Below are 14,421 nucleotides of genomic sequence, written 5' to 3'. Positions count from 1 at the left end.
ACCAGTTTCTATTAAAATAATTGTAACTTTTTTACTTTATCATATCTATCGTATTTTGTAACTGAAAGTATGTGACATATGGAAATTGATTTTTCGAAAAAATAGATAATGATAGTATAATAGGGAGAAGTGGAAGAGATGTTAGCAGTTATTTATACAGCAAATTAAGTGGAGGAATGAAACATGTATAAAACATTTCTATTTGATTTAGATGGAACTTTAACGGATCCGAAAGAAGGGATTGTAAATTCGGTTTTGTATGCGTTAAAAAAAGTAGGAATTGAAGAAGTACATATAAGTGAGTTAGATTCATTTATAGGTCCTCCTATTCAGCAATCATTCATAGAGAGATATAATATGAGTGAAGGAGAGCTTGAACGTGCTGTTTTTTATTTCCGTGAGTATTTAAAGCAGCGTGGATTGTTTGAGAATAATGTATACGAGGGGATTCTGAAGCTCTTGCAACAATTAAAAAGTTCAGGGAATCGCATATTTGTAGCTACTTCAAAGCCCACTGTATTTGCGAAACAAGTTATAGAACATTTTCAATTAACGAATTATTTCGAAGATATCATTGGAAGTAATTTAGATGGTACGAGAATAAAAAAAGAAGAAATAATTGCTCATATTTTACAAACAAATGAAGAACTAAATAAAGAAGAAATGATAATGATTGGTGATAGAAAGCACGATATAATAGGTGCGAATCAGAATGGAATTGCTTCAATTGGTGTTTTATATGGCTATGGCTGTGAGAAAGAACTGACTGAAGTTAGTGCGACTTACATAGTGAAAGATGTTGAAGAACTGTATCATTTTTGTGCAGAAAAAAGTTTAATAAATTAGTAAATATAGATGCTAGCAATCCCTTTATAACGTATGATGAGGAATTCGTTTCTGTTTAAAGGGATTTTTCATATGTAATCGAATATTTATAATTAGACATTTTTAGCATGAAAAAATTGTATGAATAAGAGGAGGGATGTCAGAATTAAAAGATTAGTAGAAGTTTATCAATAAAATTTAGAATATTCTGTTTAATGGAGGGGTAAAATTGGAGTTAGTTATTATATTATTAGCACTAAGTTTACTTATGTTCGTAGCATACAGAGGCTTTTCTGTTATTCTATTCGCACCGATATTTGCATTATTTGCAGTATTTTTGACAGAACCTAGTTATGTATTACCTTTCTTTTCTAATATCTTTATGGAGAAAATGGTTGGATTTATAAAGTTATATTTTCCTGTGTTTTTATTAGGAGCAATATTTGGAAAAGTAGTGGAAATGTCAGGAATTGCAGATTCTATCGCAAAAACGATTATTGAGTTAGTTGGTGAAAAACGTACTATATTAGCGATTGTATTAATGGGGGCTATTTTAACGTATAGTGGTGTTAGTGTGTATGTAGTAGTGTTTGCTGTTTATCCGTTCGCAGCTAAGTTGTTTCGACAAGCTAATATTCCAAAACGTTTAATCCCTGGAACGATTGTTCTTGGAGCAGTAACGTTTACAATGGATGCACTACCTGGATCACCACAAATTCAAAATGTAATACCTACAACATTTTTTAAAACGGATATTTATGCTGCACCGATACTTGGGATTGTAGGAGCAATTTTTGTTCTTACATTAGGTTTACTATATTTAGAGAGTAGACGTAAGAAGGCAAAAGCAGCAGGTGAAGGGTATTTTGGTTTTAATAATGGAAATACTGAAATGGCAGCATCTTTGCAATTAGAACAAAAAAATATGCCATTAATTAATAACATTGAAATCACAAGAGCACAACAACTTATTGCATTTATACCACTTATTTTAGTAGGTGTAATGAATAAAGTGTTTACTATTATGATACCGAAGTGGTATCCAAGCGGTTTTGATTTTTCTGCAATTGGTATGAAAGCATTTGGAAAAGTAGAATTAAGTGCAGTAGTAGGAATCTGGTCTGTAGAATTGGCACTTATTATAGGGATCTTAACAACGTTATTATTATATTGGAAGCGAGTAGTAACAGGTTTCCAAGCTGGATTGAATACAAGTATTGGTGGAGCACTACTTGCAACGATGAATACAGGAGCTGAGTTTGGATTCGGTGGTGTCATTGCAGCACTTCCAGGCTTCGCAATTATGAGAGATGGTATCTCTGCTACTTTCACAAATCCGTTAGTGAATGGTGCAGTAACGACGAATATTTTAGCTGGAATTACAGGCTCTGCATCAGGAGGTATGGGAATAGTATTAAGTGCAATGGGAGATAAATTTATTGCAGCGGCCAATCAATTTGATATTCCATTAGAAGTTATGCACCGTATCGTATCAATGGCATCAGGAGGAATGGATACACTACCGCATAACGGGGCTATTATTACTATTCTTACAGTAACAGGATTAACACATAAACAGTCCTATAAAGATATATTTGCTATTACAATTTTGAAAACGGTTGCTGTATTTTTAGTTATCGCGTTCTATACTTTAACAGGACTCTATTAAACATTCGAATCGTAAAGATTCATCAAATCGATAATTTATATCATAAAATATTAATTAGGATAAGAAGGGGTGGAGTACTTGCAAGAAGTTTCTGAGTTTCGTATGCCAAAGTCGGTATTATATGGAAGGAATTCGCTTGAAAAACTGGGGGAACAATCAAAAAAGTTAGGGAAAAGAGCTTTTATAGTTACTGATACAATTATGGAGAAATTAGGATATGTTGAAAAGTGTATAAAACAACTAAATAAGAAAAGTATTACTGTTAGTACATATAATAAAGTAGATGCTGAGCCTACAAATATACACGTGTTAGAAGCGTTATCTCTTTGTAAAGAGGAAAAGTGTGATTTTATTATCGGTATTGGTGGTGGAAGTTGTATTGATGCTGCGAAAGCAGTAGCGGTTTTATATACAAATGGTGGAGAAGTTGAGGATTATGTCCAAAAGGATATTGAAATAGAAAACAACCCACTACCACTTATTGCAATTCCGACAACTTCTGGTACTGGATCGGAAGTTACAAGTGTAGCAGTAATTACGAATAAAAAAACAGATGTAAAAATGATGATGAAGCATCCTAGTTTTATACCGAAAGTAGCAATTATAGATCCAGTTTTGACAAGTTCATTACCACCACAAATTACGGCAGCAACAGGAATAGATGCGTTATGTCATGCAATTGAAGCGTATATTTCTAAAGTTTCACAACCACTTACAGATGTACTTGCTCTTTCAGCTATTGAAAGTATTATGAAATATTTACGTATAGCATATGAAGATGGACGTAATATGGAGGCAAGAGAAGCGATGATGATTGCTTCCTTACAAGCTGGAATTGCATTTTCTAATGCATCAGTTACATTAGTTCATGGAATGTCAAGGCCAGTGGGAGCATTATTTCATGTACCGCATGGAATATCAAATGCCATACTATTACCTACAGTGTTAGAGTTTACAAAAACAAGTGCAATGAAAAGGTTAGCAAAAATTGGACGTAGTTTAAATAAGGATTTGTATTCGAATTCTGATGAGGAAGTAGCAGACTACACACTTGGTGAAATAAAAAAACTTTGCTTTGATCTTCGTATTCCAAATTTAAAAGAATACGGAATCGATGAAATTGAATTTGAAAATGCTATTTCTAAAATGGCATCAGATGCAATTGAAAGTGGTAGCCCAGCTAATAACCCACGTGTTCCATCATATGATGAAATCAAAGAGCTGTATCGAGAGTGTTTTAATTATAAGTATAAAGAATTTATAAAAACATTAGATTGTTAATTTCAGAATATTCTATAAAAATTTCCTTGGAAATGAAAGTAGAATTATTCTTTAATATTTCCATATTTCCGTTAAAACAAGACTTTATATTCCAAACTTAAAGTCTTGTTTTATTATGTATAATATACATAATAAAACATTGCTATTAGTTTTATAAAAATAGTTTAGGTAGGTGGTTTGTATGAAAACGATAGGTCTTATAGGTGGTATGAGTTGGGAATCAACTTCTGAATATTATCGAATTATTAATGAAGAAATAAAAGAGAGATTAGGAGGGCTACATTCAGCAAAATGTTTGATTAATAGTGTGGACTTTGAAGAGATTGAAAGATTCCAGTCTAGAGGAGATTGGAATGGAGCAGGTGAAGTTTTAGCGAATGCGGCGTATTCATTACAGAAGGGAGGAGCGGACTTTATAATCATTTGTACAAATACAATGCATAAGGTAGTTGGAAAAATAAAGGAGAAAATTGATATTCCAGTCTTACATATTGCCGATGCAACTGCAAAAGAAATTAAAAGAAAAGACATTCAAAAGGTTGGTCTGCTTGGAACTAAATATACAATGGAGCAAGATTTCTATAAGTCACGTATAGAAGAAAATAATATAAAAGTAATAGTACCATCAGAAAAAAATAGAAAAGAAATAAATAAAGTAATATATACAGAATTATGTTTAGGAAAAATAGTATCTCAATCTAGAGAATATTATAAAAGAGTCATCGAAGAGTTAGTGCAAAAAGGAGCACAGGGAATCATATTAGGTTGTACAGAAATAGGGTTATTAATAAAGCAAGAAAACGTATCTGTCCCGATATTTGATACGACTCATATACATGCAATTGAAGCAGTCAAGGTAGCTCTAGATAGATTATAATTATATTATGTAAACTCAATTCATATATCTGGAAAACATTCAGAAAATATTTTATAATGTAAGTGGTTACATTTAAGGGGGAATGCGTATGTTTTCAGTTCAACCAATCGCATTTGTACATAATGAAAGAAAGGAAATAAAAGATGATGAGTGGGGAGAAGTAAGATCCCGTATAACTTTAACTGAAATGTATGCAGAAGAAAGTATACAAGGGATTGAAGATTTTTCCCATATTGAAGTTGTTTTTTATTTTCATAAAGTAACTGACGAGCAAATTCAGTATTTTGCTAGACATCCTAGAAATAATAAAGATTATCCTGAAGTAGGTATTTTTGCACAGCGCGGAAAAAATCGCCCGAATCGCATAGGTGTAACAATTGTAAAGGTGATCAAAAGAGAAGGTAAATCAATTATTGTTGAGGGATTAGATGCTATTAATGGTACTCCTATATTGGATATAAAACCAATAATGAAAGAGTTTATACCGAAAGAAGAAATACACCAGCCTAAATGGGCAACGGATATAATGAGACAGTATTGGAAGGGGAATGGAGTAAAATGAGAATATATGAGGCAACAATTGCAGATTTAGATGGACTAGCATCAGTTTTTAATAACTATCGCATGTTTTATAGGCAGGATTCTGATTTAGAAGGTGCAAAAGTATTTTTACGAAATCGAATTGAGAAAAAAGAGTCCGTTATTTTCGTAGCAGTTGAAGACGGCGAATATATTGGGTTCACACAACTATATCCATCATTTTCTTCCATTTCAATGAAAGAATTATGGATTTTAAATGATTTATTTGTACAAGCGGCGAAGCGTGGAGCCGGAACAGGTAAAAAATTATTAGAAGCTGCTAAAGAATACGCATTAGAGAATGGAGCAAAAGGTGTAAAATTGCAAACAGAGATTGATAATTTATCAGCACAACGATTATATGCTGAAAATGGTTATTTGAGAGATAATCGTTATTTCCATTACGAATTAACGTTTTAAAAAATTAAGTTGAAAGAGACATTTTCAAGAAAAAGAATTTCTTTGTAATGAGAAATTCTTTTTTATTTTTGCCTAAATTAAACATGGTAAAAACGATATTTATTTATTGTTAAACAATAAATGATATGATAAAATTATGTTATCATTAAATAAATGAGGTATTGTAAATGAATCTTAAACGTAGTTCAACAACGTTCTTAAAAGTAATTATTTTTCTTGTTGGAATTGCAGTACTTGCTTTATGCATATTTTTAGTGCCGGAAATGGCGAATTTCGCAGCGAATTTGTATCCTAATATTACTCTGATAAAATATCTTGCTTTCATTGTGATGTATGGAGCAGCTGTGCCTTTTTACGTTGCTCTTTATCAGGCTTTCAATCTTTTACAGTACATTGATGAGAACACAGCGTTTTCGGAATTATCTGTAAAGGCGTTAAAGAATATAAAGCGCTGTGCAGTTACAATCAGTGGTTTGTATGTATTAGGTTTACCACTTTTTCATTTTATAGCGAAAAAAATGGACCCTCCTATTGGGTTAGTGGGACTTATTATCGTTTTTGCTTCGCTCGTTATCGCTGTTTTTGCTGCTATTCTTCAACGCCTTCTACAAGAAGCAATTAACATAAAGTCAGAAAATGATTTGACGGTCTGAGGTGGCGGATATGACAATTATTATTAATATTGACGTCATGTTAGCAAAACGAAAGATGAGTGTAACGGAACTTTCGGAGAAGGTTGGAATTACGATGGCGAATCTTTCTATTTTGAAAAATGGGAAAGCAAAAGCGGTTCGTTTTTCAACATTAGAAGCGATATGTAAAGCTTTGGAGTGTCAGCCAGGGGATATTTTGGAGTATAAAAACGATGAGAATACTCAATAAAAAAAGATAACAAATGTAAATAATAGAAGTCAATAAAGAAGGGATAGCCACTAAGCTATTCCTTCTTTACGTTAATTGCTGTTACTAATAAAAAATAAAATTTGAATTGCAATGTTTGCTTATCAAAAGGGAACTTGCTACCTTTTGAGGTAATCCGTTTTGTGGAAGACAATTATTTGCCAAAAAGGCTATTTTAACTATGTTTTAAATTATTTTGAGTGCATCAAAATCTTCATTTGTATTATAGTTGATTTAAAACCCAGTTTGTTGCATCTTCAAAGTTATCTGCAATATAGTTTGGTTCAATATGTGCCCATTTGTCTCGATACGTATGCAAAGCATCATACCCAGCGCCTGTTCGGACTAGAATCGTTGTTGCGTTTACTTTTGCTCCTGCAACAATATCAGTCCACCGATCACCAACTACAGCACATTGTGTTAAATCAAGCCTGTGTTTTTCTGCTGCTTTCATAAGCATACCTGTATTTGGTTTACGGCATTCACAACCATCACCGTGTTTGTGGGGACATACGTATATATCATCAAAACCGAAACTTTCTAGTTCTTGTACAAAATCCGCTTCAGTCGCTATTCCATCTGCGATACCAGGTTGATTTGTGAAAGAGAAAATTTTTATATTTTTAGCTTTTAGCTTTTGCAAGGCTGCTTTTGTAAAAGGAAATAATGTAAAAGATCCTGGATAGTGTATTGTAGTGTCACCACCAATTGTACCGTCACGATCAATGAAAATTGCTTTTATGTTTGCCATAGTTATAGTCCCTTCAATTTATAAGTAGTTTAAAAATGTTTTACAAATCGATAGCCATTTACTTCATAGCCTAATTTTTTGTAAAAAGGATGAGCTTCTACTCTTTTTGTTCCACTAACTAGCCATGTGCCAATGCAATTATGCTTCTTTGCTAATTGTTCTGCATAATCCATTAACACTTGTCCTATACCTTTCCGACGTATTGTAGAATCAACGCTAATAATTGAAATCTCTCCATAACGAGTTACATCTTCTAAATTTTCGCGTATACGAAATCCAAGTAATCCAAATATAGTTTCTTCTTCCTCGTAAACATATAAAAAATCAAAAGGACTCATTTGTACGAATTGCAATCGGTTGTTCATATCTTCATAGGAAATAGAGGAACCTTTTAATTCTTTCGTTAAAGAACAAAGTGCATCTATATCATCTATCGTAGCTTCACGAATTTGAAAAGACATATTATCCACTCCAATAAAATGTAATCAAACATTTAATATTCTGTTAAAAAGTGTTTTTTCCTGCTATGAAAATAAATATTTTATAATGATATATAGATAGCTATATGTTATTCTTGTTCTGGATTGTATTGGGAATGGAAAGAAGGGGAATGTATGTTAGAAGTAAATATTCGCTCGGCTGGATATGAAATAGGTGAAAAAACAATTCGTGATATTGCTTTTTCCATTGAAAAGGGTGAATTAGTTGCTCTTATTGGTGCAAATGGTGCTGGGAAGAGTACGACGATTAAAACGATGCTCGGATTACTTGTAAATATGGACGGTGAAATATCATTCGGTGAAAAGAAAAACCCGTATGCATACGTGCCAGAACATCCAACATACTATGATTACTTGACGCTCTGGGAACATATTGAATTATTAATGGCAGCTCGTGGAAGTGAAATGGGAAGTTGGGAAGAACGAGCGGAACAATTATTACATACTTTTCGAATGAATAAGCATAAACATGAGTATTTATCAAAGTTTTCAAAAGGCATGAAACAAAAATCGATGCTAATATTGGCGTTTTTAACTGAGCCAGATTTTTATATCATTGACGAACCTTTTATCGGTTTAGATCCAGTAGCTACGAAAGAGTTTTTAAATTATTTATATAAAGAAAAAGAGCGCGGGGCAGGAATTTTACTTTGTACGCACGTATTAGATACTGCTGAAAAAATTTGCGAAAGATTTTTACTCATTTCACAAGGTACATTAGTCGCAGATGGACATTTAGAATCTATTCAAATATTAGCGGAAATGCCGGGTAGTTCATTATTAGACTGCTTTGATGTAATTGTAAGGCGTGAACAACATGATTAAACAACAATTTTATAAGAGATTACGCCATGAACTCCAGCGGAAATGGAAGTCTATACGTTCAGTAACAGATTGGACAGTTGCATTATATATTATTATTCCAGCACTTATATTTATAGGAATTTATTATCGATCGCTATGGATGGGAAATTTATCAATGGAAGAGACGATTTATTTCGGATTAGGATTACTCGTATTTTATCTAATAACATATCCGAGAGGAGTTCGTTCATTTTTTGAACAAGCGGATAGTTTATTTTTAATTTCATATCCAAATCATATGCGAAAATTAGTCCAGTACGGCATGATGTACACATTTGTTCGAATAGCGATAACGAATGTAATAGTAGTTGTTATTATGTTACCAGTGTTGATGAAAAGTATCGGAGTAACAGAGATACAAGTCGTATTATTTTGGGTATTCTTTACTGTGTTTCGATTTATGCTGTCGTTGTTGACGAGATTTATACATATACGTGTCGGGAAACGATGGGTTTTATGGATTATAAAAAATGTAATATTTTCTATGAGCTTATCCTTTTTTGGAATGAGTCTATTTTTCGCTTATAAAAATCCATTTTATTCAATTCTATTTATCGGTCTAGTAATTTTCTTAAGTATTGTATTAGTAAAAGAGAAAATGAATTATAAAAGTTCCTTTTTTAAAGAAGTTGAGAAAGAAAAAGAGGAAAGTATGCGCTGGACGAGCGGAATTATGCAAGTTGGTGGTCATGCAGCTAAACCGAGTAGTTCGAATAAAAAACCGTGGATGTTCCCGCGTTCTAAAAGACTATTAGGGAAAAAAGCTGATGCTCGTATTGTCGAATCTTTTTTGAAAGAGTTTTTCCGTACAAGTACTGCACGAATATTTTATATTCAAATTGTATGTATCAGTACTGCAAGTATAATTATGACTCCTAGGTGGATTGCAGCTATTGTTCTCGTATTTGCTGTAGTTGCAATTTCTCGCTATGCACGTGATTATTGGAATGAATTTACGAATAAGATGTTTCTTCATTTATAATGTGATGAAGGGAACTTACTTTTGTTAAGATGGAAGGCAAATCGTTATTTACTACTACCAGCAATACTTTTGTATGGAATAGTTATACTTGCCCAGTTTTATTTATTGCCAGCTGTGATTGGTGGCATTATTTTTATTTTATTAATTGTATGGATTGTATTTTTACCATTAAAAAAGAGCCATTGACGGCTCTTTTTCTAGTCTGTAACACATTGATAAATAAAATATACTAAAACGAGTATGCTTGCGGCGGAATACATGACATCTAAAGTCATCTGATCGCCTCCTTATTATTGTTGTATTTTTATTGTATGAAACCTTACAATTTCATATTCAAGTGAAAAATATGTGAACGTTAACAAAATTGTAAAGTGCAAAAATTACAATCATTTTGTATAATAGAAGAAACCACCGTTATATAAAAAAATAATGAGTGAAAGGGGAGGGAACATAAATGCCAAATTGGTTTAGAAAAACCTTAGTCGCATTAATTACCGTATTTACATTTGGTTTAGTGACGCCTCCTTCCATATTACTTGATAATGCCAAAGCTGCGGACAAGCCTACGAGCACAGCTGGGCAACAAAGTTTGGAGAGCACGTCCTATACATATGAAGAAACGAATGACAGGTTAACCACCGATACTTTTATTACTTATGCAATGCAAGAAGCAGAAAAGCAGTCGATGCAAAAGTTTGGTACTAAAATTGGTCCAGTAATTGAAGATGAGTTTAAAGATGTAATATTACCGAAAATTGAAGAGGCAATTGCTGAGCTTGCTAGTGATGTACCAGAAGATTCACTACAATCATTAGCGATTTCTCAAAAACCAGCTGGTGGAAATAATGAAAAGATTTTTCACGTCTACGATACGAAATCAGGAAATGATTTATTGCGTTTCCATGTAAGAAGAGATCATCCGCCGCAAGATGGTTATTATTTTAATTTCCATTATCACCGTTTTGATGATGGATACTCTGGACATCATGAGTTAGGAAATATTTATTGGAATACGAATGTACCGCCGAAATGGTTGTCTTAAAAAGAACAAGAGAAAATCTTGTTCTTTTTTATTTTTATAGAAGGGACAGACAACTATGTTGTTGAATAACATAGGTTTAGAAAAAAGAAGCAAAAGGAGTATGGAGATGCAAAAATATATTGTTTTTGACTTTGATGGCACATTAGTAGATTCACAAAATATATTTGTACCGATTTATAATCAACTTGCTGAAAAACATGGGTATAAAGCAGTAAAGGAAGACGAAATTGAACATTTACGTAAATTAACGATGACAGAGAGATGTAAACAACTCGATGTACCACTGTATAAATTACCGATATTAGCTTTGGAATTTTATAAATTGTATCAGCCTGCTATAAAAAATCTTGTTTTATTTCATGGGATGAAGGATGTATTAGATGAACTACATAAAACAGGATACGGTATTGCGGTCATATCATCTAACTCAGAAGAGCATATTCGGGCGTTTTTGCACAATAATGGTATCGAAAATATTCAAGAAGTGTATTGTTCTAAAAATTTGTTTGGTAAAGATAAAATGATAAAAAGATTTTTAAAATCGAAAAAGATAACAGAGCAAGATATGTTATACATTGGTGATGAACAGCGAGATGTAGCAGCTTGTAAAAAGGCTGGGGTGAATGTAATTTGGGTATCTTGGGGATATGATGTTATTGAAACAGTGAAAAAAGACGCACCCGATTATATGGTTCATAAGCCGATGGAAATTGTGCAAGTAGTACAAGGAGTGTATTCATCATATTGAATTTTGAGTAGCAAATTTAGAGGAATCCATTTCTTATTATGATAAGTTGTTTCCGATAATTGGATGGAGAAAGTTAAATGAAGTAGCATATAGCACGGGAGAAAGTGAAATATACTTTAAAGAAGTAGATGAGGAAATCGTAAGGACGTTAGGTCCTAGACATATTTGTTATCAAGCTATTCATAGAGAAGTAGTTGATGAAGTAGCAGATTTTCTTTCTAGTACGAAAGTGAAGGTAATACGTGGTCCAATTGAAATGAATCATTATTCAGAAGGGTACTATACGATTGATTTTTACGATCCGAATGGATTTATTGTAGAAGTAGCCTATACACCAAATGCAGAAATGTAAGGGGAATAGATATGAAGATAATTACAGCACGGCAAAACAATATACAAATTGTAAAAGATGCAGCGAATATTGAAGAAATTTCTAAAGGTTTCTCTCCAGATAAGAAATATGTAATTACGAATGCAAATAATGAAAAATATTTATTTCGGACAGGAGATATAAAAGAGTATGAAAGAAAGAAAATAGAGTTTCAAATTTTAAATGAAATGGTAAAACGTAACGTACAGGCACAAAGGCCAATTGAAATAGGTATATTGGAAGAAGAAGGTGTATGCTATAGTATTTTTTCATATTTAGAAGGGGAAGATGCGAAGAAGCTATTGCTTACGTATTCACCAAAAGAACAATATGATATTGGCATAGAGGCAGGAAAAGATTTAGCAAAAATGCATACATATGAAGCTCCTAATGATATACTTCCATGGCATGAAAGAGCAATGAAAAAACATAGTAAATATTTAGAAGCATACAAAACATGCGGAATAAAAATAAAAAATGATGATAAGATTATTAAGTTTATAGATGAAAATGAAATGTATGTAAAGGATCGCCCAAATCGATTTCAACACGATGATTTTCATTTAGAAAATATAATTGTACGGGATGGGAAATATGTAGGTGTAGTTGATTTTAATGGTTATGACTGGGGCGATCCACTGCATGATTTCGTGAAAATTGCACTATTTGCAAGGGACATTAGTATTCCGTATTCAATCGGACAAATAGAAGGATACTTTAATAGGAGAATACCAGAGGAGTTCTGGAAATTATATGCGGTCTACGTTGGCATGACAGTTTTCTCATCAGTTGTCTGGACATTAAGAGCAGCACCACATATGTTGGATGATATGTTAGAGCGTCTTCATATTGTATTGGAAGATCATAAAAACTTTGAGTTATCAAAACCAAGTTGGTTTCAACCAGATAAGATTGATATGAAATAGAAAAGGTAGGTGTGATTCGCACCTACCTTTATTTTTTACCATCAAAATACTTATTTAATTTTCTTAAATGTAAGCGGCTGTGTACTTAACATAGCAGGTACATGTAACTGAAGGGATGGGAATTCACCACTTACATTCATTTCATAAGCGAATAATAAGCTCATTTTCATTTGGAATAAGTCAACTTTTGTAGAGAAGATGTCGTAATGATGATGCCCTAATTGAATATCCATTTCCATAAATTGTACATATAACGAATCATCTCGTTTGTATACTTGTAATGTTCCGTATGCAGGATGTTCAAAAGTACCAGTATAATCCTCTAACTTGTGCGAAGGTGTAGTCCCTTTAATTTGTTCAGGGAGGGATTCAGTTGCTTCTTTCATCATTTCCTTCATTTTTTTAGTATCTTCTACAGCACGTTTATGCCAATCAATGGATTCTAATTCAAGTAGTTCGTCATAAATTTGATTAGCGAGATAAGTAGGAAGTAATGTTCCTCCAGCATTCGTTAAAATGACAAGGCCTATGTTTTCTGTTGGTATAAATGAAACAAGCGCTGAAAATCCATCGATATTACCGCCATGATGAATCACTTTTTTACCACGATAAGCGCTAATAAACCAACCAAGACCGTAACTATTTAATGGAGATTCAGGGAGTGATAAAACCGGTTGGTCTGGAATTGAATTGTGTGGTGTATACATTTGTTGTAATAATTCAGAGGAGATTAATTCATGATCTCCAAATTTTCCTTCATTTAAGTGGAGAAGTACCCAATTTGCCATATCTTCAATTGTGGAATTAATACACCCAGCAGCGCCAACTGTATCGATGTTACGGAATGGAACTGCTTTTATTTCACCGTCATTTTCAATGTAAGGTAAAGCATAATCATCTGTAGTTTGTGAATCGTTAACAGAGAAGTTTGTATGTCTCATATTTAAAGGTTCTAAAATATGTTCTGTAGTGTATTGCTCCCACGTTTGATTTGTAATGTTTTCAACAATGTAGCTAATTGTTGCATACATTAAGTTGTTATATAGAAATGCAGTCCGGAACGGTGCATCAAGTGGTAAATGTTTTATTTTTTCAACGAGATCTTTTCGAGATAAGGAAGAACTATACCAAAGAGCCTCATGACGACTTACTCCAGTTCGATGAGAAGCTAAATCCCGTCCTGTAACTTGTGAGCTAGCAAGTAGTTCAGATAAAGTAAAGTTAGGTATATAAGACTGGATAGGGGTATCCCAATTAAACTTTTTTTGCTGTGCTAACAAGCTTAATGAAAGTGTGCCAAATGCTTTCGTTGAGGAACCGATTGCGAATCGAGTATTCGGTGTAACAGCCTCTTTTGTTTCTATATTACGATAGCCGAAACCTTCTGAAATAATAACTTCACCGTCTTTTATAACAGCGACAGCAGCACCAGGAACATTTAAATCCTTCATCATTTTTTCAACCGCTGTTTGTAAAGAAGTCATAACAGGCGTTTCAATTTTAGACATACTTCTAACCTCCAAATATAAATTTTGTTCTACCGCACTATACTTTCGGTAATAGAAAATGAAAACCTTTTTAAATTTGGAAAGTTAATAATTTTGTAAGAATTAGCGGAAGAAATTTTATTAATTAGGATTATTAAATTTACCATTTTTCATGTTATGATAAATTGCATATACGATTG

General features: G+C 32.9%; 15 protein-coding genes and 2 pseudogenes. 14 read left to right on the top strand and 3 right to left on the bottom strand.

Going from position 1 to position 14,421, the window contains the following annotated elements; all coding sequences use genetic code 11:
- Positions 1–183: 183 nt before the first annotated feature.
- The 8 genes from DN400_RS23600 (at position 184) to DN400_RS23565 (ending at position 6,533) form a co-directional block, all read left to right on the top strand.
- On the top strand, positions 184–846 hold the full coding sequence (locus DN400_RS23600; RefSeq protein ID WP_000278475.1) for an HAD family hydrolase: 663 nt from the start codon (positions 184–186) through the stop codon (positions 844–846).
- Between the two features lie 208 nt (positions 847–1,054).
- Complete coding sequence (locus DN400_RS23595; RefSeq protein ID WP_000424331.1) at positions 1,055–2,494, top strand: GntP family permease; 1,440 nt, start codon at positions 1,055–1,057, stop codon at positions 2,492–2,494.
- 78 nt (positions 2,495–2,572) lie between these two features.
- The gene (locus DN400_RS23590; protein ID WP_097911828.1) at positions 2,573–3,775 is read left to right on the top strand and encodes an iron-containing alcohol dehydrogenase; all 1,203 of its coding nucleotides are present in this window, start codon (positions 2,573–2,575) and stop codon (positions 3,773–3,775) included.
- Positions 3,776–3,956: 181 nt separating this feature from the next.
- A complete protein-coding gene (locus DN400_RS23585) occupies positions 3,957–4,652 on the top strand; it encodes an aspartate/glutamate racemase family protein (RefSeq protein WP_065228775.1) in 696 nt (231 codons plus the stop codon).
- Between the two features lie 88 nt (positions 4,653–4,740).
- A complete protein-coding gene (locus DN400_RS23580) occupies positions 4,741–5,214 on the top strand; it encodes an SAM-dependent methyltransferase (RefSeq protein ID WP_000493251.1) in 474 nt (157 codons plus the stop codon).
- Positions 5,211–5,651, top strand: a complete 441-nt coding sequence (locus DN400_RS23575; RefSeq protein WP_001223866.1) for a GNAT family N-acetyltransferase — start codon at positions 5,211–5,213, stop codon at positions 5,649–5,651. Before DN400_RS23580 ends, DN400_RS23575 begins: the two co-directional genes overlap by 4 nt.
- Positions 5,652–5,818: 167 nt before the next feature.
- The gene (locus tag DN400_RS23570) at positions 5,819–6,304 is read left to right on the top strand and encodes a DUF2975 domain-containing protein (protein ID WP_065228776.1); all 486 of its coding nucleotides are present in this window, start codon (positions 5,819–5,821) and stop codon (positions 6,302–6,304) included.
- A gap of 10 nt (positions 6,305–6,314) precedes the next feature.
- Entirely contained in the window at positions 6,315–6,533 is a 219-nt protein-coding gene (locus DN400_RS23565; RefSeq protein ID WP_000152534.1) for a helix-turn-helix domain-containing protein, read from the top strand.
- Positions 6,534–6,774: 241 nt separating this feature from the next.
- Here the strand turns inward: DN400_RS23565 and DN400_RS23560 are convergent, their stop codons facing one another.
- Both DN400_RS23560 and DN400_RS23555 read right to left on the bottom strand, forming a co-directional pair.
- Entirely contained in the window at positions 6,775–7,302 is a 528-nt protein-coding gene (locus tag DN400_RS23560) for an HAD-IIIA family hydrolase (RefSeq protein WP_065228777.1), read from the bottom strand.
- Between the two features lie 29 nt (positions 7,303–7,331).
- Positions 7,332–7,763: a GNAT family N-acetyltransferase gene (locus DN400_RS23555; protein WP_000009782.1), complete on the bottom strand. Its 432-nt coding sequence runs from the start codon at positions 7,761–7,763 to the stop codon at positions 7,332–7,334.
- 153 nt (positions 7,764–7,916) lie between these two features.
- Between DN400_RS23555 and DN400_RS23550 the strand changes: the two genes are divergently transcribed.
- The 6 genes and pseudogenes from DN400_RS23550 (at position 7,917) to DN400_RS23525 (ending at position 12,734) form a co-directional block, all read left to right on the top strand.
- The gene (locus DN400_RS23550) at positions 7,917–8,627 is read left to right on the top strand and encodes an ABC transporter ATP-binding protein (RefSeq protein WP_065228778.1); all 711 of its coding nucleotides are present in this window, start codon (positions 7,917–7,919) and stop codon (positions 8,625–8,627) included.
- Positions 8,620–9,834, top strand: a pseudogene (locus tag DN400_RS23545) (ABC transporter permease). The gene DN400_RS23550 and the pseudogene DN400_RS23545 overlap by 8 nt, the downstream one beginning before the upstream one ends.
- Positions 9,835–10,102: 268 nt before the next feature.
- Positions 10,103–10,690 carry a YpjP family protein gene (locus tag DN400_RS23540; RefSeq protein WP_001134421.1) on the top strand — a complete coding sequence of 196 codons (588 nt, stop codon included), beginning with the start codon at positions 10,103–10,105 and terminating at the stop codon, positions 10,688–10,690.
- A 106-nt stretch (positions 10,691–10,796) separates the two neighbouring features.
- Positions 10,797–11,438, top strand: coding sequence for an HAD family hydrolase (locus DN400_RS23535; protein ID WP_001174995.1), 642 nt, complete (start codon positions 10,797–10,799; stop codon positions 11,436–11,438).
- Positions 11,425–11,790: pseudogene (locus DN400_RS23530) on the top strand (VOC family protein). Before DN400_RS23535 ends, DN400_RS23530 begins: the two are co-directional and overlap by 14 nt.
- 11 nt (positions 11,791–11,801) lie before the next feature.
- Entirely contained in the window at positions 11,802–12,734 is a 933-nt protein-coding gene (locus DN400_RS23525) for an aminoglycoside phosphotransferase family protein (protein WP_147801957.1), read from the top strand.
- 50 nt (positions 12,735–12,784) lie between these two features.
- Here DN400_RS23525 and DN400_RS23520 read toward each other — a convergent pair whose 3' ends face one another.
- Entirely contained in the window at positions 12,785–14,242 is a 1,458-nt protein-coding gene (locus DN400_RS23520) for a serine hydrolase (RefSeq protein WP_061660138.1), read from the bottom strand.
- Between the last annotated feature and the right edge of the window lie 179 nt (positions 14,243–14,421).

Origin of the sequence: Bacillus sp. AR8-1, from assembly GCF_008042345.1 — a bacterium.
GTDB lineage: Bacteria > Bacillota > Bacilli > Bacillales > Bacillaceae_G > Bacillus_A > Bacillus_A cereus.
The sequence above is the reverse complement of the archived record's forward strand: the minus strand, read 5'-3'. Positions and strand labels throughout refer to the sequence as shown.

Excerpts from the sequence above, each read along its gene's own strand:
- DN400_RS23600 (WP_000278475.1), top strand. The coding sequence starts at position 184 with ATGTATAAAACATTTCTATTTGATTTAGATGGAACTTTAACGGATCCG.
- DN400_RS23585 (WP_065228775.1), top strand. The coding sequence starts at position 3,957 with ATGAAAACGATAGGTCTTATAGGTGGTATGAGTTGGGAATCAACTTCT.
- DN400_RS23580 (WP_000493251.1), top strand. The coding sequence starts at position 4,741 with ATGTTTTCAGTTCAACCAATCGCATTTGTACATAATGAAAGAAAGGAA.
- DN400_RS23575 (WP_001223866.1), top strand. The coding sequence starts at position 5,211 with ATGAGAATATATGAGGCAACAATTGCAGATTTAGATGGACTAGCATCA.
- DN400_RS23570 (WP_065228776.1), top strand. The coding sequence starts at position 5,819 with ATGAATCTTAAACGTAGTTCAACAACGTTCTTAAAAGTAATTATTTTT.
- DN400_RS23565 (WP_000152534.1), top strand. The coding sequence starts at position 6,315 with ATGACAATTATTATTAATATTGACGTCATGTTAGCAAAACGAAAGATG.
- DN400_RS23560 (WP_065228777.1), bottom strand. The coding sequence starts at position 7,302 with ATGGCAAACATAAAAGCAATTTTCATTGATCGTGACGGTACAATTGGT.
- DN400_RS23555 (WP_000009782.1), bottom strand. The coding sequence starts at position 7,763 with ATGTCTTTTCAAATTCGTGAAGCTACGATAGATGATATAGATGCACTT.
- DN400_RS23550 (WP_065228778.1), top strand. The coding sequence starts at position 7,917 with ATGTTAGAAGTAAATATTCGCTCGGCTGGATATGAAATAGGTGAAAAA.
- DN400_RS23540 (WP_001134421.1), top strand. The coding sequence starts at position 10,103 with ATGCCAAATTGGTTTAGAAAAACCTTAGTCGCATTAATTACCGTATTT.
- DN400_RS23535 (WP_001174995.1), top strand. The coding sequence starts at position 10,797 with ATGCAAAAATATATTGTTTTTGACTTTGATGGCACATTAGTAGATTCA.
- DN400_RS23525 (WP_147801957.1), top strand. The coding sequence starts at position 11,802 with ATGAAGATAATTACAGCACGGCAAAACAATATACAAATTGTAAAAGAT.
- DN400_RS23520 (WP_061660138.1), bottom strand. The coding sequence starts at position 14,242 with ATGTCTAAAATTGAAACGCCTGTTATGACTTCTTTACAAACAGCGGTT.